At 49.1% G+C, this 22187-nt stretch carries 26 protein-coding genes; 22 read left to right on the forward strand and 4 right to left on the reverse strand.

Annotated elements, in window-relative coordinates; translation table 11 throughout:
* Positions 1 to 147: 147 nt before the first annotated feature.
* Positions 148 to 1386: an MFS transporter gene (locus ABEW34_RS21975; RefSeq protein ID WP_430161433.1), complete on the reverse strand. Its 1239-nt coding sequence runs from the start codon at positions 1384 to 1386 to the stop codon at positions 148 to 150.
* A 258-nt stretch (positions 1387 to 1644) separates the two neighbouring features.
* Between ABEW34_RS21975 and ABEW34_RS21980 the strand changes: the two genes are divergently transcribed.
* The 4 genes from ABEW34_RS21980 to ABEW34_RS21995 all read left to right on the forward strand — a co-directional run bounded on the left by ABEW34_RS21980 (position 1645) and on the right by ABEW34_RS21995 (position 6334).
* Positions 1645 to 3072, forward strand: coding sequence for an aldehyde dehydrogenase family protein (locus ABEW34_RS21980; protein WP_430161434.1), 1428 nt, complete (start codon positions 1645 to 1647; stop codon positions 3070 to 3072).
* A gap of 138 nt (positions 3073 to 3210) precedes the next feature.
* Positions 3211 to 4341 (forward strand): stalk domain-containing protein, encoded by a 1131-nt coding sequence (locus ABEW34_RS21985; RefSeq protein WP_430161435.1) that lies wholly within the window; start codon positions 3211 to 3213, stop codon positions 4339 to 4341.
* Between the two features lie 214 nt (positions 4342 to 4555).
* On the forward strand, positions 4556 to 5851 hold the full coding sequence (locus ABEW34_RS21990; RefSeq protein ID WP_430161436.1) for a homocysteine synthase: 1296 nt from the start codon (positions 4556 to 4558) through the stop codon (positions 5849 to 5851).
* 3 nt (positions 5852 to 5854) lie between these two features.
* Positions 5855 to 6334 (forward strand): GAF domain-containing protein, encoded by a 480-nt coding sequence (locus tag ABEW34_RS21995; protein ID WP_430161437.1) that lies wholly within the window; start codon positions 5855 to 5857, stop codon positions 6332 to 6334.
* A gap of 85 nt (positions 6335 to 6419) precedes the next feature.
* Here the strand turns inward: ABEW34_RS21995 and ABEW34_RS22000 are convergent, their stop codons facing one another.
* Positions 6420 to 6830 (reverse strand): ImmA/IrrE family metallo-endopeptidase, encoded by a 411-nt coding sequence (locus ABEW34_RS22000; protein WP_056043730.1) that lies wholly within the window; start codon positions 6828 to 6830, stop codon positions 6420 to 6422.
* A gap of 8 nt (positions 6831 to 6838) precedes the next feature.
* Positions 6839 to 7267, reverse strand: coding sequence for a helix-turn-helix domain-containing protein (locus tag ABEW34_RS22005; protein ID WP_430161438.1), 429 nt, complete (start codon positions 7265 to 7267; stop codon positions 6839 to 6841).
* A gap of 303 nt (positions 7268 to 7570) precedes the next feature.
* Between ABEW34_RS22005 and ABEW34_RS22010 the strand changes: the two genes are divergently transcribed.
* From ABEW34_RS22010 to ABEW34_RS22095, 18 genes are all read left to right on the forward strand, one after another.
* Positions 7571 to 8185 carry an RNA polymerase subunit sigma-24 gene (locus ABEW34_RS22010; RefSeq protein ID WP_430161439.1) on the forward strand — a complete coding sequence of 205 codons (615 nt, stop codon included), beginning with the start codon at positions 7571 to 7573 and terminating at the stop codon, positions 8183 to 8185.
* 270 nt (positions 8186 to 8455) lie between these two features.
* Entirely contained in the window at positions 8456 to 8644 is a 189-nt protein-coding gene (locus ABEW34_RS22015) for a hypothetical protein (protein WP_430161440.1), read from the forward strand.
* 3 nt (positions 8645 to 8647) lie between these two features.
* Positions 8648 to 9964: a phage tail sheath family protein gene (locus tag ABEW34_RS22020; RefSeq protein WP_430161441.1), complete on the forward strand. Its 1317-nt coding sequence runs from the start codon at positions 8648 to 8650 to the stop codon at positions 9962 to 9964.
* Between the two features lies 1 nt (position 9965).
* The gene (locus tag ABEW34_RS22025) at positions 9966 to 10430 is read left to right on the forward strand and encodes a phage tail tube protein (RefSeq protein WP_046229141.1); all 465 of its coding nucleotides are present in this window, start codon (positions 9966 to 9968) and stop codon (positions 10428 to 10430) included.
* 42 nt (positions 10431 to 10472) lie between these two features.
* Positions 10473 to 10895, forward strand: coding sequence for a phage tail assembly chaperone (locus tag ABEW34_RS22030; protein WP_430161442.1), 423 nt, complete (start codon positions 10473 to 10475; stop codon positions 10893 to 10895).
* Between the two features lie 236 nt (positions 10896 to 11131).
* Positions 11132 to 13717: a hypothetical protein gene (locus ABEW34_RS22035; RefSeq protein ID WP_430161443.1), complete on the forward strand. Its 2586-nt coding sequence runs from the start codon at positions 11132 to 11134 to the stop codon at positions 13715 to 13717.
* Positions 13717 to 14400 (forward strand): LysM peptidoglycan-binding domain-containing protein, encoded by a 684-nt coding sequence (locus ABEW34_RS22040; protein ID WP_430161444.1) that lies wholly within the window; start codon positions 13717 to 13719, stop codon positions 14398 to 14400. The genes ABEW34_RS22035 and ABEW34_RS22040 overlap by 1 nt, the downstream gene beginning before the upstream one ends.
* Before the next feature lie 4 nt (positions 14401 to 14404).
* Positions 14405 to 15373, forward strand: coding sequence for an XkdQ/YqbQ family protein (locus ABEW34_RS22045; protein WP_430161445.1), 969 nt, complete (start codon positions 14405 to 14407; stop codon positions 15371 to 15373).
* Positions 15373 to 15645 (forward strand): DUF2577 domain-containing protein, encoded by a 273-nt coding sequence (locus ABEW34_RS22050; protein WP_430161446.1) that lies wholly within the window; start codon positions 15373 to 15375, stop codon positions 15643 to 15645. Before ABEW34_RS22045 ends, ABEW34_RS22050 begins: the two co-directional genes overlap by 1 nt.
* Positions 15642 to 16043, forward strand: a complete 402-nt coding sequence (locus ABEW34_RS22055) for a DUF2634 domain-containing protein (RefSeq protein WP_430161447.1) — start codon at positions 15642 to 15644, stop codon at positions 16041 to 16043. The genes ABEW34_RS22050 and ABEW34_RS22055 overlap by 4 nt, the downstream gene beginning before the upstream one ends.
* Entirely contained in the window at positions 16036 to 17115 is a 1080-nt protein-coding gene (locus ABEW34_RS22060; protein ID WP_430161448.1) for a baseplate J/gp47 family protein, read from the forward strand. The genes ABEW34_RS22055 and ABEW34_RS22060 overlap by 8 nt, the downstream gene beginning before the upstream one ends.
* Entirely contained in the window at positions 17108 to 17692 is a 585-nt protein-coding gene (locus ABEW34_RS22065) for a putative phage tail protein (protein WP_430161449.1), read from the forward strand. Before ABEW34_RS22060 ends, ABEW34_RS22065 begins: the two co-directional genes overlap by 8 nt.
* Positions 17689 to 17970 carry a ketopantoate hydroxymethyltransferase gene (locus tag ABEW34_RS22070; protein ID WP_430161450.1) on the forward strand — a complete coding sequence of 94 codons (282 nt, stop codon included), beginning with the start codon at positions 17689 to 17691 and terminating at the stop codon, positions 17968 to 17970. Before ABEW34_RS22065 ends, ABEW34_RS22070 begins: the two co-directional genes overlap by 4 nt.
* A gap of 7 nt (positions 17971 to 17977) precedes the next feature.
* Entirely contained in the window at positions 17978 to 19492 is a 1515-nt protein-coding gene (locus tag ABEW34_RS22075) for a hypothetical protein (RefSeq protein ID WP_430161451.1), read from the forward strand.
* A gap of 1 nt (position 19493) precedes the next feature.
* A complete protein-coding gene (locus ABEW34_RS22080; RefSeq protein ID WP_430161452.1) occupies positions 19494 to 19892 on the forward strand; it encodes a hypothetical protein in 399 nt (132 codons plus the stop codon).
* 53 nt (positions 19893 to 19945) lie between these two features.
* Positions 19946 to 20083, forward strand: coding sequence for a CD1375 family protein (locus ABEW34_RS22085; RefSeq protein WP_430161453.1), 138 nt, complete (start codon positions 19946 to 19948; stop codon positions 20081 to 20083).
* Between the two features lie 48 nt (positions 20084 to 20131).
* Positions 20132 to 20569 (forward strand): phage holin family protein, encoded by a 438-nt coding sequence (locus ABEW34_RS22090; protein WP_430161566.1) that lies wholly within the window; start codon positions 20132 to 20134, stop codon positions 20567 to 20569.
* Positions 20541 to 21212: a M15 family metallopeptidase gene (locus ABEW34_RS22095; RefSeq protein WP_430161454.1), complete on the forward strand. Its 672-nt coding sequence runs from the start codon at positions 20541 to 20543 to the stop codon at positions 21210 to 21212. The genes ABEW34_RS22090 and ABEW34_RS22095 overlap by 29 nt, the downstream gene beginning before the upstream one ends.
* A gap of 92 nt (positions 21213 to 21304) precedes the next feature.
* On the opposite strand, the gene ABEW34_RS22100 is transcribed toward ABEW34_RS22095, so the two are convergent.
* Entirely contained in the window at positions 21305 to 21901 is a 597-nt protein-coding gene (locus tag ABEW34_RS22100; protein ID WP_430161455.1) for a hypothetical protein, read from the reverse strand.
* Positions 21902 to 22187: the final 286 nt, after the last annotated feature.

The following is a 22187-nucleotide window of genomic DNA, read 5'->3' on the forward strand; positions in this document are numbered from 1 at the left end:
TCTGCCCTTTGGAAAATAGCAGATTGGTAAAAGGAAAGCGGCCTGACTGATTCACGGAGCTTAAACTTGCGCCACGTAAATCGGTCAGGCCGTTTGATTAGGATAGATTGGATTGACTGAAACAGCTTTACGCAGGCGGACAAGCTGCTAGATCAGCTCTTTGCGCGCCGCTAAATAACGGTAGAGGATGATGCCGGTTATCGCGCATAAGAGCAGGCAGAGGCCGATGAAGCCATAGCCGGCTTGAAGTCCGCGCAGCAAGCCGGTTTGCGTCTCGGCACCGTACGTATTTTTCACCAGCTGGGTAACTGCGCCAATCAAATAGTTGAAAATAACGCTGCCGATGCCCATGATTGTGACCGTAAAAGTAATGGCGGATTCGCTGCCGCGCGGATAGCGCCTCGCGATGAACGCCATAACGGTCGGATAAATCGGGGCGATGCCAATGCCGGCAGCGGCGAATAGAAACGCCAGCGATTCGCCGCCCCACACCGCGATAAACGTACAGATCGACGATACACCGGCGAAGAGCAGCAGCGACAGATTGAAGCCGATTTTGTCCGTAAGCGGACCAAGCAGCAGCCGCGCGCCGGAGAAGCAGAGGAAGAAGGCGGAGAGCATGCCGGCAGCGGACACATTTTGCCAAGCGTAAGCCTTCTCCAAAAAGTTGACGAGCCAGCCTCCCACCGCCAGCTCTGCCACGACGCCGAAGGTGAGAATGAGCGCGATCAGCCATAAGGCCGGATCACGCATCAGCTCCCGAAAGCCGGAGCGCGGCCCATCTGCTGGATCATCGCCGGGAAATTTGCTCAGCAGCGTCGGTATCATCGGAATGAGACAGAGCGACAGCATAATAAGATACATGCCGCGCCAATCCAGCATATGGCCGTAGACGCTCACGGTAATGAGTCCTGAGGCAATCATCGGGGCCACGGTTGAGCTGAGCCCATAGAAAAAATGGGATAAATTCATCATCGTTCCGACATTTCGCACAAAGATGCGCGCCCCGATGACCGCAAGCGCAATTTCCAGCATGCCGTTGCCAATATACATGAGGAAATAGGATGCCCCGAAGAAGGAATAGCTTTTGGAAAAGAAAATAAGTACGCCTGAGAGAACCATCGAGCCGAATGCAACCAGCGTGACCAGCTTGACGCCGAACCTGCGTGTCAGAAAAGCAGTGAATGAACAGGCGAGCATATAGCCGAGCGCGTTTAGCGACAGCAAGGAGCCAAGCTGCTGCTCATCGAGGGCGAAATCGTATTGGATCCGGGGAATCGCGGGTCCTTTTACATTTTCAGAAATACCGAACACAATAAAGCCGATGAAAATAGCTGCGAGCTGCAGCGCATAATTTTTGTTAACGGTACGAAGTCGGTTGAACATTTGCAATAGCCACCTTTAAGAAAGTGAAAGAAGTAATTTGGTACCTGATAATTGTAAAGACTCGCCCGCTTGAATTCAATATAAGCTTTTTCAACGGCCATTGCGAAAGTATAAGGATATGAATGTAAATGAAGCTTGAACCAAGCGTGCTAGAAGGGATTTCGCTTCAATTGCCCGAATTATGGTTATAAATAGTTACATAGGGCTAGTGAATGGGGAATGGTTTGAACGGGTTTGATAGAGAAAGGACGGGCTCCAATGAAACAAAATTTATATGTGAATGGTCAAGAAGCTAGTGCACAGCAGTACGATTCATTACGCTCGCCATATTCGGGAGAGGTGATTGCAGAGGTTGCGAGTGCAACAATCGAGCAGGTTGATCAAGCGATTGAGGCGGCGCTGGAAGCTGGAGCCGTTATGCGCAAGCTGCCCGCCTATCGCCGGGCGGAGATTTTGGCCAAGGTGGCCTCGCTCTTGCGGGAACGCAAGGAAGAAGCGGCGCGGATCGTAGCTATGGAGGCGGCAAAGCCGATTAAGACGGCACGCGCCGAGGTGGACCGCACCGTGCAAACGTACCAATTTGCCGCGGAAGAAGCGAAGCGGATTCATGGCGAGATGGTGCCGCTTGACGCAGCGCCCGGCGGTGAAGGGCGTCTTGCCTATACGCTGCGCGAGCCGCTCGGCGTCATTGGCGCGATTACGCCGTTTAATTTTCCGCTGAACTTAGTTGCCCATAAAGTGGGACCCGCGCTTGCGGCAGGCAACACCGTCGTGCTGAAGCCCGCTCCGCAGACGCCGTTATCCGCTTATTTTATTGCCAAGCTGTTCGAGGAGGCCGGCCTGCCGCCGGGAGCGCTCAATGTCATTAGTGGAGACGGCAAGCTGCTTGGCGAGAGGCTGGTGCAGGATTCCCGTGTGAAGATGATTACGTTCACCGGCAGCCCGGAGGTTGGAATAGGCATTCGCAAGCAGGCGGGGCTGAAGCGGGTGACACTGGAGCTGGGCTCCAATTCCGCAGTCATTATTGATCATGATAGTGATGTCGATGCTGTTGCTGCACGTTGTGTAACCGGAGCCTATTCGTATCAGGGACAAATTTGCATTTCGCTGCAGCGGATTTTTGTCGTGGAGAACCTGTATGAGGCTTTCGTGGATAGATTTGTGGCTTTGGCAGCAGCGCTGCGGACAGGCGATCCGCTGAGTGAGCATACGGATGTATCCTCGCTCATCTCGGAGACAGCGACGAAGCGGGCGATGGATTGGGTGGAGGAAGCAGTCCAGCTTGGTGCCGGGCTGGCTATTGGGGGCCGAGTCGACGAGCAAGGGGTTATGCAGCCGACCGTGCTGCTTCAGGTGCCAGCAGGGGCGAAGGTTTCCTGCAAGGAGGTGTTTGCACCGATCGTGCTGATCAATAAAATTAGCAGCATCGAGGAAGGCATTCAGCAGGTGAACGCCTCCGATTACGGCCTGCAAGCAGGCATTTTTACGCAAAATATGGGCAAAGCGCTTGATGCGGCGGATGCGCTGCATGTGGGCGGCGTACTGATCAACGATATTCCTACGTTCCGCGTTGATCAAATGCCCTATGGCGGCGTGAAGCTCAGCGGCACAGGACGCGAGGGCATTAAATATGCGGTGGAAGAAATGCTGGAGATGAAGCTCGTTATTGTGAATCGGAATAAGTAGCTTGGAACAAGTGGATCGGAACAAGTAGCGGAGCGTTTCGTCGCTCCGGGCCTAAGCCCTATTTTTAAAAGCCAGTTTGTAACTTATAGGGTGGTTTATGCGTCTACAATGATAATGAACTCACGGAGAGGAAGATGGATGATGAATATGAATATGAATCCTTTTAAAAATATGACCTACAAACGTACCCTTGCTTCGATTTTGGCAGCGAGTCTTATAGTAGGCGCCTCGCCTGCCGCATTTGGTTTTCCCGCAATGGAGAAGGCAGCAGCGGCAACGGCAACGGCTGTACAAACCTACCGCGTCGTTCCACAACCGTTTATCATTGACGATTACAAATATTCCATCCCGACGATTAACATTAACGGCAGCACCTATATTGGCATTCGCTCGCTCAATGAGAAGCTGGGCCTGGATATTACATGGAATGTGAATAGCCGTACGATTACACTTGATGGAAGAGGCCGCAAGCTAACGGCAAATCCGGAGGATGGCAGCTATGTTATCAATGGTCAGAAGACATACGGCGACCCAGCGCTTATTTATAAAGGCTCGGCTTATGTGCCGCTGCGTTTTTTGCTGGAGCGGATGGGCTACGGCATTTCCTATGAGAAAGGCAGCAAGACCGTCGTCATTAACACGATTGAGGAAAATGAGCTTACGGTTGCGCTGGGCACGATTCAGGATAATAACGACAAGCAAACACTGCTCGTTAATTATCCGGTCATCGATGACCTTAAGGATAAAACAGTTGAGGAGAAAATTAATACCTTCTTGAAGCAGGAAGCAGAGTCTTACGCAGCAGCGGGTCAGAAGGACCTTACTAAAGCAACGGCCACAAATGCAGCGTACATCAAGAAAAATCCGGGCACAACGTTTCCCAAGGCGACCTTCGAGGGCGTTTTTAACGTGACCTATAATGAACAGGGGCGCCTCAGCCTGTATGTGGATTATTACTCCTACCTGGGCGGAGCGCATGGGATGACCTTCCGCGTGCCTTATACATTTGATCTGGGTAACGGCGAGCTGCTGACGTTGAAGGAAGCTGCCGATTACAATTCGAAATACTTATCCATTATTAATGCTTCGATCAACAAGCAAATTAAAGAACGCAAGCTGCCGCTAATTGCACCGTTCGATGGCATTAAATCGAATCGTTCCTTCTACTTGAAGCATGAGGGAATCGCCATTGCTTTCGAGCAGTATGAGTATACGTCTTATGCCGAAGGTATGCCGGAGTTTGTAACGCCATTTGAGGCGTTTGAGTAAGAGTAGAATTTGGGTTGCTTAATCTGTGTTCCGCCAGTTCTGTCAAGGGCTGGCGGAATATTTTTTTGTAGGAAAGCTTGTCTCCCTACTGTATAATTTTGCATAGATCTGCTATAATCGTTTTTAATTCCTACTTTAATGGTAGGATTAGTGATGACGCAGGGTGTTATATTCGTAAGCTTGGAAAAACTAACGTTCTGGGAGGTTTTTTATAATGGCTAAGCAAGAAAGACAATATTCACCTGAAACTTTAGCGGTACACGCAGGTCAGCAAATTGATCCCGCTACACAATCGCGTGCGGTACCGATTTATCAGACGACTTCCTATGGCTTTAAAGATACAGATCATGCGGCAAGATTGTTTGGACTTGAGGAATTTGGCAATATCTATACACGCATTATGAACCCAACAACAGATGTGTTCGAGAAGCGGATCACTGAGCTTGAAGGAGGAGTTGGCGCTCTTGGCGTGGCATCCGGTTCAGCGGCGATCACCTACTCTATTCTGAACATTGCATCCGCAGGCGATGAAATTGTTTCCTCGTCCAGCCTGTACGGCGGTACGTACAATCTGTTCGCTCATACGCTGCCGAAGCTCGGCATTAAGGTGCATTTTGTTGATTCCTCCGATCCGGAAAACTTCCGCAAGGCTATTAATGCTAATACGAAGGCGGTCTTCGCTGAAACGATTGGCAACCCGCGCGGCGATGTGCTCGATATTGAAGCGGTTGCTGCGGTTGCCCATGAGAATGGCATTCCGCTCATCGTGGACAATACGTTCCCAAGCCCGTATTTGCTTCGTCCAATTGAACATGGAGCAGACATTGTTGTACACTCGGCGACGAAGTTTATTGGCGGTCATGGAACATCCATTGGAGGCGTTATTGTAGACGGAGGCAAATTCGACTGGGCGCAAAATGATAAATTCCCAGGCCTGACTGAGCCGGACCCAAGCTACCATGGTCTTGTATATACGCAAGCTGTTGGTGCGATTGCTTATATTATTAAAGCGCGTGTGCAGCTGCTTCGCGATATGGGAGCTTCGCTGTCGCCATTCAACTCGTTCCTGCTGCTGCAAGGACTTGAAACGCTGCATTTGCGGATGGAACGCCACAGCTCTAATGCGCTTGCCGTTGCCAATTATTTGGAACAGCACGAATCAGTGGAATGGGTGAGCTATCCAGGTCTCGCAAGCCACGCATCGCATGCGCTGGCGCAAAAATATTTGTCGAAGGGCCAAGGCGCGATTATCAGCTTCGGCATTAAAGGCGGCGTAGAAGCAGGCAAAAAGCTGATTCATGGCGTGGAACTATTTTCCCATCTTGCTAACGTCGGCGATTCGAAGTCGCTCATTATCCATCCGGCAAGCACAACGCACCAGCAGCTGGATGAGCAAAGCCAGCTGGCATCCGGCGTTACGCCAGGACTCATTCGTTTATCTGTCGGCACCGAAGGCATTGACGATATTATTTATGATTTGGAGCAAGCGATCAAAATCAGTCAGGAGTAAGTCATGTTTACAGAACAACTTTATACAGGAACAAAAGAAGAGAACGAGCGCCTGCTGCTGAAGCAATTGGAGGGGCTTATCGAAGATGAGCCCAGCCAGCTGGCTAATTTGGCCAATGCTTCGGCGCTGCTCCAGCAATTTTTGAGCGATATTAACTGGGTCGGCTTTTATTTGCTGGATGGGGAGGAGCTCGTGCTCGGGCCCTTCCAAGGCAAGCCGGCATGTACGCGCATCAAAGTGGGCAGAGGTGTCTGTGGAACGGCGGTTAGCCGCGGCGAGGCGGTATTAGTAGCGGATGTGCATCAATTTCCCGGCCATATTGCCTGCGACAGCGCATCGAATTCCGAGCTGGTCATTCCATTGAAGCGGGATGGAGCGGTTATTGGCGTGCTCGACATCGACAGTCCGCTGTTCTCGCGGTTTGATGAGACGGATTTGGCGACGTTAACGGCTTTCGTGAATATTTTGGAGAAGTATTTATAAAAAGATTGCAGCACAAAGAGCTCCAGGCCGCCGATTGGCGTTCTGGAGCTCTTTGTTGTTCCACCTCTGATGGACGGGGCCGCAGCTAAAAATAAAACTTATCCATTTCCTTCGGCACGCCGTTGCGCTGCAGCAGCTCGCCGATGGATTCCGAGCGGCCGATCGTGTCGCCCGAGGTCAGCAGGCGGACGGCGAATTTATTCGCTTGGCGCTCATATTTTCCAACATTGATAAAGGACTGCTCGTCCAGCCAAAAACGGCTAAAGCCGGGATGCAGGCGGTCATGTCCCAGCTCATGCGCGCAAACAAAACGCTGCCAGTCATCCGGCAGACGCTCGTGTATGACGATAAACCGACGGCGCAGCTTCTTATAATAAAAGCCTCGCGTTTCATTCCCCAGATCGGCATAACGAATATGGATACCCAAACCGTTTGCGATCACAAAAGGATCTCTTGTCTGGAATTTTCGTACAAGGCGCAGTATTAGTTTGTCCATGGCAGCACCTACCCTTCGGTATGATCTGTTGTTTTGTCCGTTATCTCTGGTTTGGGAGCACGTTTGTTCATCTGCTTAGCTTCCCAGAATAGTCCGGTCAGCACGTCCATGACACGCTGGCGGTCGCCTTGGCTCATCGGAACGCCGTCAAACATGACTTCTCCGTCTTCCTCCAGCATTTTTTTGAAATCCCGTTTGTCCTTGGCAGTTGCCCACTCCGGCACATGCTCCGCAAACGCATCGCGGCGTCCGAGCAAATAGTCGGCAGTCGTATGCAAAATGTCTGCAATTTTCTGCAAATCCTCACTAGTTGGAACGACACGATCGTTTTCGATATGTCCAAAATTTGAACGTCCCATGCCAAGCTGTTCAGCAATTTCCTGCTGCGTTAGCCCTCGTTGTGTGCGCAATTGCTTGATCCTTGCTCCCATCGCCATGGTAATACCCTCCGTCTCTCGAAAAGGTATTTATAATACTTGACGGTATTATAAATATCAATTATAATAAGATTCACAGTCGTTACAGCGGCTGTGAAATGATTCCGCAAATGCTAATGAAAATAGCAAGTGAACCGTTTGAAAGCGAATATATAAGCCATTTAAGTGGCTAAAACGTATTTTTAATACTATAACTATATTTTACCTTTTAACAATGGTATTGTCAATATCGCGGTTGTGCTATTATTTTTTTAAAATGCAGGGTATTAAAAATACTTTATTAAATAGGAAGAGGGTATTTTAATGGACGTAGAAAAAATGACAATTGAGCAATTAAAGTCGTACAAGCGTCTTGTCGCCAGAAAAAAACTGATTGAGAAGCAAAAGGTTGGAAGCGGTCTGACGGTGAGCACGGTATATGAGGATGACAAGCTTCAGGAGCTTCATCGCCAGCTGCGCGGACTTCCTTCCTATATGTATTTAGACAAGCAGGAGCAGCAATTAGAGAAGCTGGCACATACGCATTTGACGAGGTACCCCGCTGGAACGAAAGCGCAGCTTAGGGAAGTAAAGCAAATTCAGCCGGGCAATGCCGATGAAGAACAGCTGGTACAGGAGCTCAGCCGAAAAATCGCTAAAGTTATTGAGGCGAGGGCAGGCGCAGCGCCGGAAGGTTATGAGGGTGTCATTGAACGTTTGAGCGAGCTGCAGGACTTGGAGCGTCAGCTGCAAACGATCGATGAGTCGCTGGAAGCGCTGGAAGCTTGTTTCCCTGAATATGCGACACTGCTTAGGCTTCGTTATATTGAAGGAAAGCCAGCAGATTTCGTCGCATCGGAGCTCGGAATTGTCGATCGTACCTTCCGCAGATGGCGTCAAAAAGCGGTTACCGAGATTGTCCGGTTTATGTCCGTATAGTGTCCGCCCAGTGTCCGAAACGGCCTCCAAAACCGTGTTATTATGATATTGTCACCAAATGAGCAACGGCAACAAACGATGCTTGTGAGGTATTTTAAATCCTCTTTTCATAATTATAAGTAATTTAAATATCTTAATATGAAAGGGGGTGAGGACATGTAGCTCCGGGTGAAGGCAGCTTTACAGCAGCAGAGTCAAGGCCGGTAATCGCCGATTGAGGCGGGGACAGCGCCGCAAGGCTAGCTTGGAGGAAACAGGAGGGAAGCAGCAGTGAACGAACAGGAAAATCGGCAAGGCACGCTGGAAGCAAAGCACAGCAAGCAGAAGCTGCTGGCAGCAGCAAGGTATTCCGCAGGAGAGAAGGATGTGCTGAGCGTCATTTTGGACGAGCAGAGCACTTACTCCCACGAGCAGGTCAAACAGCAATTACAAGCATATTCACAAAAGGAGGTCATGTAGATCATGGCAGGAGGAACTTGGACAACGCAAACGAAAGCAAGACCAGGGGTATACATTAATTTTGCGGCTGAGCCGCAATCGGCAGCAAACGTAGGGGAACGCGGCATCGTATCAACGGCGCTAGCGCTGAACTGGGGTGCGCCGCAAACGATGATTTCCATTAAAGCAGGCGACGACCTGCGCAGCGTGCTCGGTTATGATGTAACCGCGCCGGAAGTGCTGCTCGTTCGTGAGGCTTTGAAGCGGGCACAAACGTTGCTGCTCTACCGCTTGAACGCAGGAACGAAAGCGACTGCAACGATTGGCGGCCTGATTGCAACAGCCAAATATGGCGGTACTCGGGGGAACGATATTACAGTAGCGGTTCAGAGCAATGTGGATGATGAAGATCAATTCGACGTGGTTACTTATTTGGCAGGTGTTGAGGTGGATTCGCAGACGGTTGCTGCGATTGCTGCTCTTGAATCCAATCGCTTCGTCGATTTCAGCGGCACGGGCTCGCTTGTTGCAACAGCTGGCACCGTACTTGCTGGAGGTGCGAACGGCACGGTGACGAATCAAAATCATCTGGATTATTTGGCAGCTGTTGAGCTGCAAGAATTTAATACGGTGGCGCTTGTGTCTGGTGATAGCTCGCTGAAGTCGGTTTACGCCGCTTTTGCCCGCAGACTGCGCGAAAATGATGGCAAGAAAATTCAGGTCGTGCTGGCGAATGCTCCACTATCGGATTATGAAGGCATCATCAGCGTGAAAAACGGCGTCAAGCTTGAAGACGGCACAGCTGTAAATGCCGAGCAGGCAACCGTATGGGTGGCAGCAGCTACTTCCGGGGCAAGCATGAGTGAGTCGCTTACTTACAGCGTGTATGAAGGTGCGGTGGATGCCGACGTTCGTTATTTGAATTCGCAAATCGAGCAGGCTTTGCGTGCGGGTGAGTTTTTGTTCACACCGAACGGCGGCCGCGTCATCGTTGAGCAGGATATTAACTCTCTGGTTACCTATGTGCCGGGAAAAAATCCTTCTTTTGCGAAAAACCGCGTTATCCGCGTGCTGGACGGCATTGCGACCGACATGAAAAAACTGTTCGAGACGCAATACATTGGCAAAATCGATAACAACCCGGATGGCCGCAGCCTATTCCGCAGCGAATGCGTGAAATATTTGACGCTGCTCCAGGATGGCAATGCGATTCAAAACTTTAATTCCCAAACCGACCTGACGGTTGAAGCGGGCGAGGCTTCCGACAGCATCGTCATTAACGTCTACATCCAGCCGGTTGACAGCATTGAAAAAGTATACATGAAAGTGACGGTGAAGTAATATGGCATTTTTGCATGCAGGAGATACGATTTCGGGGCAAGAGGGACGCGCTTATGCGAAAATCAACGGCCAAAACGAGGAAATGTTCTATATTAAAACGCTTGAAGCGAGCGTGGAGAAGACGAAAGCGGAAATTAAGACGCTGGGTCATCGCGCATTGCAGCATAAAGCAACGGGCTGGTCGGGTACCGGCAGCATGACGGTGTATTATGTGACGTCGAAATTCCGCCAAATGATGCTCGATTACGTGAAAACGGGTATTGATACGAACTTTGATGTCCACATCATCAACGAAGATCCGACTTCGACGATCGGCCGCCAGGAGGTTGTGCTGTACAACGTCAACCTGAACAAGGTCATTATCGGCAAGCTCGATACAGAGAGTGAAGCGCTTGAGGAAGAGCTGGAGTTTACCTTCGACGGCGTCGACATTGCTGAAAGCTTCAAAGCGCCAGCACGCGTATAAAATAGCATTATGTAAAATAAACCCAATCCATGGAGGTAGCAAATGAGTGACTTAAGCTTGTTTTTTGCGCAAAATACAGCTGCGGAGGCGACGGAGCAATTCGTCGTGTCCGAGCGATTCAAGGATGCAGACGGCAACCCGGTAGCCTGGGAGCTTCGCAGCATGACGGAGGCGGAGAACGAGGAATGCCGCAAATCCGCAACCCGCAAAGTGAAAGGTAAAAACGGCACCTTCGTGCCGGAGACGAACACGGATGAATATTTGGCTAAGCTGGTCGTCAGCAGCATTCAATATCCGAGCTTGAAGGATGCCGAGCTGCAAAAATCGTACGGCACGATGGGCGCTGAGCATCTGCTCCGCAAAATGCTGCGTCCGGGCGAATATGCTTCGCTTGTACAGCGTGTGCAGGAAATCAATGGCTTCAATCAAAGCCTGAATGAGCTGGCCGATGAAGTAAAAAACTAATTAAAGAGGGCGACGGGGAAGCGAATTACGCTTACTACGCCCTCCACGAGCTTCGCATTTTGCCCCATGAGCTGATGAGCATGTCCCGCCGCGAGCGGGCGGCGATTTACGCGATGATAGATGTCCGCATCGACAGCGAGAAAAAACAGCGGGCCAAGATGAAGAAGAAATAATGAAGGTAACGGGACGGCGCTTCTCTATTAGAGGGCGCTTTTGTTCTGTAAGGAGGTGGAAGGATGGCCGATATGGTAAAATTGGATGCTAGTGCTGCTGCCAGTGCTGTTAAAATGCTGGATCAGTTGAAAAATACGCTGTTGTTCATGGTGCAGACCGGCGCCGCTTCAACCCAGCAAACGTTTGCTGCAGCCTCGGAATTCAATAAGCTGAACAAAACGATGAACGAGATGAACCGTGTAGTTTCAACACTGGGTAAAACGCTAAGCAGCTTCAATGCGACTGCTGCCAAGAGCAGCGGTTCAGGTATGTCGGGGCTAGGTGGTATGCTAAAGGGAGCAAGTGGACCGAAATTGTCTTTGGATGAATTATTACTAGCTCCACTAAGAGATGCTGGTAATGCTGTAGATTTGAAATTGCAAAATATGGCCCAGAGTGTTGAAAAAGTATTTCAAAATTCGTTCCAGGATATGTTAAAAACTCCTCTGAAAGAAGCTGGCAGTGTAGCAAAAGTACCGTTGAAGGATATGTACACTGTACCACTGCAAGGTGCTAGTAATCTATTCAAAAAATCGTTCCAGGATATGCTAACTGCGCCTCTAAAAGAAGCTGGCAGTGTAGTAAAAGCGCCGTTGAAGGATATGTTCACTTTACCACTACAAGGCGCTAGTAGTCTAATTAAAAAGTCGTTCCAGGATATGCTAACTACGCCTCTAAAAGAATCCGGCAGTGTAGTAAAAGCACCGTTGAAGCAAACGTTACCTGCACCATTAACAAAATTTGGTAATATGTTAAAAATACCGTTGGAGGATATGATTCTTAAGCCATTTCAAGATATGAAACTGGCACTTAAATTACCAGTGGATGATTCGTTTCTTACTCCTTTTAGTGCTATTAAAACGCAGCTTTTGAAATTAGCTTCTGAGCTAGCAGCAATATCCCTGAAAGGTGCATTAAGCGAACGTACTCAAAAGGACATGTTAATTGCACGTACTGGGAGTACGGAAAAAGGCACAGCCGTTTTCGAGGCGGTAAGGCAGCAGGCGATTTCAGCAGGGATAGACCCTAGTGAGGCGATTAAAAATACAATGAATCTGCTCCCAATGGCAGAGAACACCGAGCAATTTACGAAGATGACTTCTATGGCTATGCAGCTTGCTGCATTCGATCCAAATGGAGGAGGTACTGCCAGGTCGAGTGAGGCCATAAAAGCTGCGATGAACGGCGATACAACCTTATTAACGAGACAATATGGTATTTCATCGGAAGCAGCACAGGGCTTCGATCCGCAAACATACATTAATAATGGCGATGTGGACGGCTTTTTGACTGGCCTTAATCAAGTTTTTGAAAATGCAAATCTCGGAAAAGCTGGATTGGATATTGTGTATAGCAGTCCACAAAGTCAAATGGATACAATTGCAAATAGTTTGAAAACATCTTTGGCTGGAGCAGGAATGGGGGCATTAGATGTCCTTACCCCATTAATTGGAAGAATTATGGAGGCTTTTAATAGCGGGCAGCTTCAAGGCTTTTTTGACATCCTCAGTGCCGGATTAAGCTTGGCAGCAGAACTATTTGTCATGCTGGGGGATGCAGCATTATGGGTAGTAACGAATATAATAACTTACTGGCCGGCAATTGCTGCTATGTTACTAACAGCGGCAGTCTTTTTGCTTCCTACTATGATCCTAGGATTATATAATATGCTGCTTCCTCTTTATATGCAGATAGCCGGATGGTTAATGTTGAATTTGCCGATACTAGCCGTTATTTTAGTAGTGGGATTATTAGTAGCCGCGGTCATTGCCTTTGGAGGGACAGTTGCGGATATAGTTGGATTTGTAGTAGGTATCTTTTATGCCATGTTCGCAAATATTCATAATATTATTGCACTTTTTTGGAACGCTATTGTTTCTTTCATGGAGTTTATAGCTAATCTTCTCATTGATCCGTGGTATGCAATTAAAAATTTGGTTTACAATATTCTCGTGGGGTTAATGGGGTACTTCAATACTTTTATTAATGGTTTTATAGATGGGGTTAACTGGATTATAGAAAAGGTTAATAGTATAACTGGAACTGAATGGGACATAATAGCAAAGCTTGACAGTGATTCTCTTGAAAAATTCAAGCCAACGTCTGATGAAGATGTTAAGGATTTTTCTAACAATCGGATGAAAAATATGGATTTAGGAGAATCGTTTGAAAAAGGCTTTAATGTGGGAACAAATATGACTACAAAGATGACTGATAAGTTGGGTGATTTTAGCACTGATCTAGGTGGAGGTTTTACGCAGCCTAAAACTGTTGAAACGCCAGGTGGCACAGATATGCCGGGTGGAAACAACGGCGCAGGAGCAGCAGCCGGCATGGGAGCTGGCATGACACCTGACATTGCCAATGTAAACAAAGTCGATGAAGTCGGCAAGGTCAATGACACCGTCGACATTGCCAGCGAGGATCTTAAGACGATGCGAGAGCTTGCGGAGATGAAAAATATTCAAAACTTCGTATCGCTCCAGCCGACTGTGAGCGTACAAACCGGCGACATCAACAATGGTACAGATATTGACACCATTATTAGCCGAATTGAGCGTTCCTTGAACGAGCAAATCGCTTCGTCGGCGGAAGGGGTGTATGCTTAATGATTACGAACAAGCATCATGAGTACGGCATCTGGCTCAGCTATGACAATCAGAAAAGCGGCTTTCGACTGCCGGTTAATCCAGCGGAGCTGCAAATTAGCGACGCAACTAGCGGCAAGTCTTACGACGTGTCCGGTCTTGGCGAAATTAATGTAATACAAAGCCCAAAGCTGACGGAGATTTCCTTCGACAGCTTTTTTCCTGCGTCCGGAGCGAATTATTCGTTTGTCGCCAGCGACACGCTGTTTGAGCCTTATGTTTATTTGACCTTGATCCAGGACTGGATGAAAAAGAAGCGTCCGATCCGCTTTATTTTCACAGGTGCCTCCTTCGATCTGAATCTTGCCGTCAGCATTGAGAAGTTTGAATGGCGGGAAGCGGCGGGCTCTGGTGATATTGAATACAGCCTGGGGCTGAAAAAGTATGTGTTCTACAAGGCAAGGCCTGTCAAAATTTATAAAAAACATGAGAAGAGTGGCGGTAAAGAACGCGATACAAAAGGGCGCCTGACCAAGGAAACCCCAAAAACCTACACGCTCGTAAGCGGCGATACGCTCATTGGGGTAGCCAAAAAGCAGCTCGGTGACGAGTCGCGTTGGAAGGAAATACAGAAGCTGAATGGCATCGCCGATTCTGAGCTGCGCAAGCTGCAAATCGGTAGGGTGCTGAAGCTGCCGGGGTGATGAGATGCTGGAAATTTTAATTGATAACCGAAATGGAAAAGTGTGGAATGTGACAAATCTCGTTCCTTCCCTAACGTATAAAACGAAGCGGATAGGCTCCGCATCGAGCTTGGATTTTACGCTTATTAAGGGCGCTCCGTACCAGCATCAAGCGTTTGCGATCAACAATGGCGACGTCGTTCGATTGTCGAAGGATGGGCAGGTCATATTTTACGGCTATGTGTTTGAGTACAATTTTGGCAGGGACGAGAGTGTTACGATCAAGGCGTATGACCAGCTGCGTTATTTGCTGATGAGCGATACGTATGTGTTCAACAACAAAACCGCCACCCAAATGATTAAGCAAATTGCTGAGGATACAGGCTTGAAAATAGGAACGCTGGCGGAGACGGAATATGTCATTCCTTCCATGGTTGAGGACAACAAAAAGCTGCTCGACATCATGTGCAAGGCGCTCGACTATACGCTGATTAATGATAAGGGCAACTTTGTATTGTTCGATGAGGCAGGTGCTTTGACGCTTCGCAATATCGAGGACATGAAGACGGATTCTATCATTGGGGATTGGAGCCTGATGACGGATTTTGGCTATAAAAACTCAATCGACAGCGAATCGTACAATAAAATCAAAATCGTGCAAAACAATAAGGAAACCGGGAAGCGCGACGTCTACATTGGACAGGACAGCGCGAATATCGCCAAATGGGGCCTGCTGCAATTTTATCAGGTAGCCGACGAGCAAATGAACAGTGCGCAAATTAATGAATTGCTGGATCAATTGCTGAAGCTGAAAAATCGGGAGCAGCGCAGCCTCAGCATTGAAGCGATTGGCGATTTGCGTGTGCGTGCCGGCTCTTATGTTCCGATTGTCATTGAGGAACTGGACATTGGACACTATTTTCTGGTCGATGAATGCTCCCACAAGCTTGAAGCGGACGCGCATACGATGACATTAGAATTGAAGGTGATATGATGGCACTGCTTGATGCAATTAAAAAAGCGGGCGCTGCCGCCCATGCGTCGGGCAACCCCGTGGCTGTTTTAATCGGCCGGGTCACCGGCACGAATCCTCTGGAAGTGAACGTTGACCAACGTTTCACGCTTTCGGAGGATTTTTTAATTATTCCGGAAGGCGTGAGCGATGTGCAGCGGATTCGCCGCGCTTTGGAAGTGGATGATATTGTACTGCTGCTTCGGATTCAGGGCGGACAACAGTTCGTCGTGCTGGATCGGGTGAGCGCATGATACCACAAGGTGCAGTGATCGACGAGTTGGAGGTCGAACCGACAATTGAGCCTAGCCACACGTATTATATTGATTTTGCCAATAAGCGTATGTCCGGCATGACGGATGGCCTCAGTGCGATTAAGCAGGCGGTGTTCAAAATTTTGCAAACGGAGCGATATCGCTATTTTATCTATAGCTTTGATTATGGCTCCGAGCTGGATTTATGGAATGAATCCTCCCATCTCTATGTACGCTCTGAACTCAAGCGGCGCGTTACTGAAGCGCTGCTGGCGGATGATCGAATAGCGGATGTGACAGATTTTGAACTGACGGTTGAGGGGGACAAGGCAGCGGTGAGTTTTACAGTGGTGACCGATGAAGGAAGCTTTAAAGAGGAGGTGATGGCCCGTGTATGAGGCATTTACGTACAGCTTTATTTTACAGCGTATGCTGGACCGGGTTTCAGATGATGTAGATAAGCGGGAGGGCAGCGTTATTTATGATGCCCTGGCGCCGGCGGCTGCTGAGCTGTCTGAGATGTATGCGCAGCTTGATGTGAATCAGGCGCTTTTGTTCGCGGATACGGCCACGGGCGAGTGGCTGGAGCGGCGGACGGCCGAGTTTGGTGTGGAAAGGCAGCCAGCGACCTTCGCCCAGCGGCAAGGGGAGTTTTTTGGCAGCAATGGGCAGCTTGTAGATGTTCCTTTGCAGAGCCGATTTGCCCTCGATGATTTGAGGTATACGGTGACAGGGAAAATCGGAACGGGACTTTTCACGTTGACCTGTGAGACAGCGGGTATCGTTGGCAATCAGAAATATGGAGCGCTGCTGCCGCTTGCTTATGTTGATGGGCTGGCTCGTGCAGAGCTTGCGCAAATTTTGGTGCCTGGCGAAGAAGCGGAAACGGATGAGGCTTTGCGGGCAAGGTATTACAGCGTCGTGAACGAGCCGGCGTTTGGCGGCAATATTGCCGATTACAAGCAAATGATCAGCTCGATTGATGGCGTAGGCGGGGCGAAAATTTTCCCGGTCTGGAATGGCGGCGGCACCGTCAAATGCACGGTGATTGCTGCGGATTGGACAAAGCCAGCGGAAACGCTCATTGAGCTAGTTCAGACAGCCGTTGATCCAACCATCAACAGTGGACTAGGTCTTGGTATGGCGCCTATTGGTCATGAGGTAACGGTAACGGGTGTCGACGCGGTGCAGGTGGCCGTGGAAACAACGGTTATGCTTGCGGAAGGTAGGACGATAGGACAAGTTCAAAGTGATATTGAGGATAAAATTTCCGCTTATTTGCTAGAGCTGCGCCAAGAATGGATGAATCAGCAGGAGCTTACCGTTCGCATTGCTCAAATCGAGGCACGTATTTTGACTGTTTCGGGAGTGGTGGATGTACTTGGCACAACGCTAAACGGAGCCGCTGCCAATTTAGCTTTGGCTGAGGATGAAATCCCGTTATTGGGGACGGTGGTTGTGCATGACTAAGCCGGTTTCATCCTATTGGCCGGAGCTGTATGCGGACATTAAGGAATTCATCAAGCTCGCAGCGACGGAAGATGTGGAGCTGGCTCTGCTGGAACAGGCGGAGCTGCAGCAGTTGGATGACGGGTTTGTCATGACGGCGAGCTTGCCTGCTATTAAACGCAGGGAGCGCATGCTGGGCATCCAAGCAGATCCGAATGCGGAAAGCGTGGATTTTCGCCGGAGACGGATCGTCAATCGATATTCGACCAAGCCTCCTTTTACGATGAGATATTTGCAGGAGCGGCTGGACTTTCTTGTCGGCACAGGGCGAGGCGTCGCTACCGTTGATGTGCAGAACTTCATATTGACGGTAACGGCGGCGATTGACGATGCTAATATTTTTAAAGAGGTCGAGCGTACGGTTTCGGCGATTAAACCTGCCAATATCGTGTATCGGCAGCAGACGGCGATTATGGATGGCGTTGTTTTGGAAGAACGAATTATTGGAGTTCCGCTAGTACGGAATACTAAACTCGGCAGCTGGCAGCTCGGTGTTACGCCATTAACGAATAGTGAAGCAGAGGTGATTGTGAAGTGATTACGTCAATGTTTAAGCAGGAGGTCGCGGAGTTTATTGATTCAAAAATTACGAAGGTTGTGCTCAATAGCGGTGCTTATGAAATTACGGATTTTATTGTGAAATCGGCCAGCGATGGCGTGCTAAGCCTGAATTATTTGATTCCGGAGGGCACGGTCGATACCGTCACTCGCATTGAGCTTAAAAATGCATCCGGTACCGTCAGCGACAACACCGTAAACCTGCCCATCGCATCAGACACGCTTTTGATTCAAACGATTTTTGTGAAGGAGGAGTAACATAAACATGGCTAAAACAGATTGGAAATTTAACGATATTGTGACCGAGACGGATATGAATGAGCTGGGTCAGGAAGTGAACGACGCAAAGGCCGAGCTTGGAGATATGTCAATAGTACCGACGGTGGCAAAGGATGCGGCTGGGGCAATAGGGGAACTTAATACGCAGAAATTGAGTAAAGCTGGCGATAAAATGACAGGGGCCTTGATTGTAGAAGCTGCAGCGCGCGAAATAAGCGCGGGCACTTGGGCGGATATGAGTGCGAATAGCACGGGCTTCGCTCTGTTCGCCCAGAACTGCTACACCGCTCACAATAACGAATACCGCTACAGCAACACACACGCCTCGTTAGGAGCGCGGGGCATTCGTTTTAATCACACGAATGCTTCGGTAGAATATTTTGATACCGGGGCGGTAGCTACAACGGCCGATCTCGAATTTACGCCGAATTGGATTAGTATGAGGCCCGATACGGCGGCGACAGCCAATCGTGCAATTTTGCGGGATGCGAATGGCCGGGCAAAGGTAACTGCTCCAGCCGCGGCAGATGATGTTGCAAGGCTGGATACGGTTCAAACTTTTGGATATGGTGCAACAAGCGGCACAGGATCAGCGTATGCAGCAGCTATTGGGCTAGTTTCGGCGCTAACGGAAGGCTTGCGTGTCACTATTAAGCTGCATGCAGCTAGTGGCGCAAATCCAACACTTAATATTAACGGATTAGGTGCAAAAGCAATTCTCAAGTCTTCCGGCAGTGCCCCGGCAGCAGGCTTGCTTAAAGCAGGCTCAATCTACACGCTCGTTTATAATGGCACGGCTTTTACATTACAGGGTGAAGGGGGTGAGTATGGAACGGCACTGGCTGCTGATGTGCTAGCTGGAAAAACGATAGGGACGGAAGCGGGATTAGTGACTGGAACAATGCCCTTGCGCGGTGGCGAGGAATATGCTGGGTGGGTAAGGGCAGAGATGGGACCCACAGGCCCAACGGCAGGAAGAATGCACTTACGTACTCCGTTAGGAGCTTATCTTAATGGCGGCGGTAATGGCGTGGGCTACATGGGCATATTTGCTGACGACCCGGATTTTATAGCCGAGAATTTTCTGGCGGGCAAAGAGGCTTTCGGTTTGATGGGTACTCTTATTCAAGGTAAACGAGTTGTAACGGGCAGTGTTGTAAGCTCGTCAAGCACCTCCTTATTCCAATCATTGTCTGGAAACAGTTCCGTGCAGTACATCGAAATTACAGGACACGGTTTTGTGCCAGGGCTAATCATTTGCGATGCCGTTATATCGCCTGACAACTTCCGGCGTCGCGTATCCTACATCTATACTGGAGCGTATGGCCCGAGCAATACCTATCCTATTATTGACGAAACCATAATGACCGGATCAATAGGGCAGACATCAACAGGCGATTACTATAGTACGGCGGCAAGCGTTTCGCTGACTGCAGCCCTGATAAGATTGCCAACACGACTCGCATCATATACGTTCAATTATTATATAGCGGAGGCCTAACATGAACGAATTTGGAAAACGAATCTATTACGACAGCAGCGGGACGGTTATCCTTTGCACCAACGACATGCAGGGGGATGGCGTTGTAAGGCCTACGCCGGAGGAAGATGCAGAGCGTTATATCGCCTTGCAGGAGCGCGTTCCAGGCAGCTATGCGTATATGGAGCTTGATTATGGGCAATACGCACAGGACTTCGCGGAGTGCAGTAGCTTCCGGGTTGATGTCACTGGCGAGCCGACTCTGCTATTTTCCTACCCCGACCCTTCACAGCCGGGAACGAGCATCAAGCAGCCTAAAGCATTAGCGGAGCAAGTCGCGGAGCTGCGGGAGTCAAACCTAACCTTAATGGAGGTTGTTGCCGATCTATACGAGACATTTCTAGGAGCTGGGCAAACGTGATTATTAACACGTTGCTTCAGCTCTTTTTATTATGGGCAGGAGGTGATTACAGGATGGCAATTGTGACGGTATACGTGACGCTTATTATCGCAGGAAGGCGGACGTTTCCACAGATTCCGGCAAAGCTGCAGCCAGCAGTTGAGAGCGAGCTGACAGAGCTCGGCTTGGACACTGACAGAAAGCCTGTTTAATATTCTAATGCCCTGCTGCGGCGGGGCTATTTTATGAATAAAGAGAGGATGAGGATTTTGGATAAATTTGATTTGATTAAGTGGGTGGTGGCTACCGGAACGAGCACTGCCACATACTTGTATGGCGGTTGGTCTGGCGTTCTCGGGGCGCTGCTAGTATTTGTAGTTATTGATTTTATATCAGGATTGGCAGCAGCAAGCGTAGCTGGGGAGCTTAAGAGCAAGATCGGGCTTATCGGTATCACACGGAAGGTATTTATATTTGCTATGGTCGCAGCAGGCCATTTGATTGACGGCGTACTGGGAGACGGACACATGTTCCGCGATGCGATCGCCTATTTTTATATTGCAAATGAACTATTGAGCATCATCGAAAACGGCGGGAAGCTCGGTGCGCCAATTCCTCCGGTTATTAAGCAGGCGGTTGAAGTATTAAAAGGCAAAGGGGGCGGCAACGTTGCTGACACTGACGCAAGTAAAAAATAAATCAGCGGCGCGGCTGACAGGCTTATTGCCCGTCGTTGCTGCGGCAGCTGAGCGACTGACCGAGCGCACCTATAAACGCGGTGTGCCCATCGTCATTACGCAAGGGCTGCGTACAATTGCTGAGCAAGACAAGCTCTACGCGCAAGGCCGAACGACGGCGGGCAGCATTGTCACTAACGCCAAAGGAGGCTACAGCTACCATAATTTTGGCGTAGCAATAGATTTTGCGCTGCTATCCGCTGATGGGAAGGAGGTTTACTGGGATACGAAGCGCGATGGCAATGCCAATAAAGTCGCAGATTGGGCAGAGGTAGTAGATGAAGCGAAGCGGCTTGGTTTTGCGTGGGGAGGAGACTGGACTTCATTTAAGGATTATCCCCATTTTGAAATGACGTTCGGCCTGACGACGGCACAGCTTCGGGCTGGCATTCGGCCAACAGCGGCACAGATTGCGGCTGCGATGGCCCATATAACGAAGGAGGACTCGTATATCGTGAAAGCCGAGGATGCTAATGATCTTATTAAACGTTACTTGCAGCCCGCCTGGGCAGCATGCAAGCAGAAAGGCGATGCAGCAGGCATGCAAGAAGCGCATCGACTTGCAAATGAGCTTCGCAAAGCAAGCGGACAAAAAGAACAATAAACCGCCTGCTGCCATCTATTTTGCCGACTTGCAAATAGAATCTGAACAAAGAAATGGAGAGAAATTACGATTTCGACGCACTTTTGCATTACTCACCAGACGCTCTCCATTTCGGCGCTTGCCGCAAGCTTACTTTTTGACCACGATGTACTGCTGCCTCCTCCATTCGAACTCTCTGCTTGAAGCAGCTCAGATATTTCTAGCGTCAGATCAGGCTCCAGCTTGGCGGCTTCCCTAAAGCGCTCCATTCCATCCGCCCAGCAGGAAAATAGCTCGATTTCCTCACCGATTTCCAGATTGCGGTCGAGGTAATGGAACAGCTCCGTTAAGCATTTTTTGCTGCATGGATAGGCAGTGGGATACAAGCGCTTTATTTCCTCATTCATTTGGAAGGAGCCGCCATCCGGGTGTACTTCATATACATAGGGGAGGCGGAAAATATGCGAGGCATCTTGATCTTCCATAGGCCCGCTTACAAATAACCCCGCAGCATCCTCTTCGGTTTCATAAATTTCTATCCGTTTGTCCCCTTTCGGATATTTCTCCAATAAAGTTTTCATATGTCCATGATTTTTAGCCTCTGGATTCACATAAGTGACGTAATCCATTAGTGTCATCGTCTTATTTTTCATCCCGAACGAGCCCGTTGGAAGCTCATGGCTAGCGGCCATATAATAAAAAAGTGACATGGGCAGGGTCACCTTCCTTTCATTTGAATATAAAAGCACGATGTCCTCAGTTGAACTATATTCTCCAGCAAAGTCTATTTTCCTACCCCATCCTTGTGAAAAATGTATCGTAGTTTTTGTTAAATAGTCATGCTTTCCCCTAAAGAAATGGAAGCGTTATTACGTTAAAATAAAATGGTAGAAAGCAACCTAATCGGCGAACAAGTCCATTATCGCTAGTTTGTCTCTCACTCCAACGTTTGTCTCTTCCATGTTAAAATAAAGCTTATAAGCTATTTTCGCAGGA

The sequence above is a fragment of the Paenibacillus algorifonticola genome (genome assembly GCF_050481745.1).
In the GTDB taxonomy this organism is placed as follows: domain Bacteria; phylum Bacillota; class Bacilli; order Paenibacillales; family Paenibacillaceae; genus Pristimantibacillus; species Pristimantibacillus algorifonticola_A.

What these genes read in the sequence shown, in the direction of transcription:
- ABEW34_RS22080 (WP_430161452.1), top strand. Translation starts at nt 19,494, where the DNA reads ATGAACGAATTTGGAAAACGAATCTATTACGACAGCAGCGGGACGGTT.
- ABEW34_RS22075 (WP_430161451.1), top strand. Translation starts at nt 17,978, where the DNA reads ATGGCTAAAACAGATTGGAAATTTAACGATATTGTGACCGAGACGGAT.
- ABEW34_RS22035 (WP_430161443.1), top strand. Translation starts at nt 11,132, where the DNA reads ATGGCCGATATGGTAAAATTGGATGCTAGTGCTGCTGCCAGTGCTGTT.
- ABEW34_RS22090 (WP_430161566.1), top strand. Translation starts at nt 20,132, where the DNA reads ATGAGGATTTTGGATAAATTTGATTTGATTAAGTGGGTGGTGGCTACC.
- ABEW34_RS21985 (WP_430161435.1), top strand. Translation starts at nt 3,211, where the DNA reads ATGATGAATATGAATATGAATCCTTTTAAAAATATGACCTACAAACGT.
- ABEW34_RS22100 (WP_430161455.1), bottom strand. Translation starts at nt 21,901, where the DNA reads ATGTCACTTTTTTATTATATGGCCGCTAGCCATGAGCTTCCAACGGGC.
- ABEW34_RS22065 (WP_430161449.1), top strand. Translation starts at nt 17,108, where the DNA reads ATGACTAAGCCGGTTTCATCCTATTGGCCGGAGCTGTATGCGGACATT.
- ABEW34_RS21990 (WP_430161436.1), top strand. Translation starts at nt 4,556, where the DNA reads ATGGCTAAGCAAGAAAGACAATATTCACCTGAAACTTTAGCGGTACAC.
- ABEW34_RS22020 (WP_430161441.1), top strand. Translation starts at nt 8,648, where the DNA reads ATGGCAGGAGGAACTTGGACAACGCAAACGAAAGCAAGACCAGGGGTA.
- ABEW34_RS22000 (WP_056043730.1), bottom strand. Translation starts at nt 6,830, where the DNA reads ATGGACAAACTAATACTGCGCCTTGTACGAAAATTCCAGACAAGAGAT.
- ABEW34_RS21975 (WP_430161433.1), bottom strand. Translation starts at nt 1,386, where the DNA reads ATGTTCAACCGACTTCGTACCGTTAACAAAAATTATGCGCTGCAGCTC.
- ABEW34_RS22085 (WP_430161453.1), top strand. Translation starts at nt 19,946, where the DNA reads ATGGCAATTGTGACGGTATACGTGACGCTTATTATCGCAGGAAGGCGG.
- ABEW34_RS22005 (WP_430161438.1), bottom strand. Translation starts at nt 7,267, where the DNA reads ATGGCGATGGGAGCAAGGATCAAGCAATTGCGCACACAACGAGGGCTA.
- ABEW34_RS22045 (WP_430161445.1), top strand. Translation starts at nt 14,405, where the DNA reads ATGCTGGAAATTTTAATTGATAACCGAAATGGAAAAGTGTGGAATGTG.
- ABEW34_RS21995 (WP_430161437.1), top strand. Translation starts at nt 5,855, where the DNA reads ATGTTTACAGAACAACTTTATACAGGAACAAAAGAAGAGAACGAGCGC.
- ABEW34_RS22040 (WP_430161444.1), top strand. Translation starts at nt 13,717, where the DNA reads ATGATTACGAACAAGCATCATGAGTACGGCATCTGGCTCAGCTATGAC.
- ABEW34_RS22050 (WP_430161446.1), top strand. Translation starts at nt 15,373, where the DNA reads ATGGCACTGCTTGATGCAATTAAAAAAGCGGGCGCTGCCGCCCATGCG.
- ABEW34_RS22010 (WP_430161439.1), top strand. Translation starts at nt 7,571, where the DNA reads ATGGACGTAGAAAAAATGACAATTGAGCAATTAAAGTCGTACAAGCGT.
- ABEW34_RS22025 (WP_046229141.1), top strand. Translation starts at nt 9,966, where the DNA reads ATGGCATTTTTGCATGCAGGAGATACGATTTCGGGGCAAGAGGGACGC.
- ABEW34_RS22055 (WP_430161447.1), top strand. Translation starts at nt 15,642, where the DNA reads ATGATACCACAAGGTGCAGTGATCGACGAGTTGGAGGTCGAACCGACA.
- ABEW34_RS21980 (WP_430161434.1), top strand. Translation starts at nt 1,645, where the DNA reads ATGAAACAAAATTTATATGTGAATGGTCAAGAAGCTAGTGCACAGCAG.
- ABEW34_RS22030 (WP_430161442.1), top strand. Translation starts at nt 10,473, where the DNA reads ATGAGTGACTTAAGCTTGTTTTTTGCGCAAAATACAGCTGCGGAGGCG.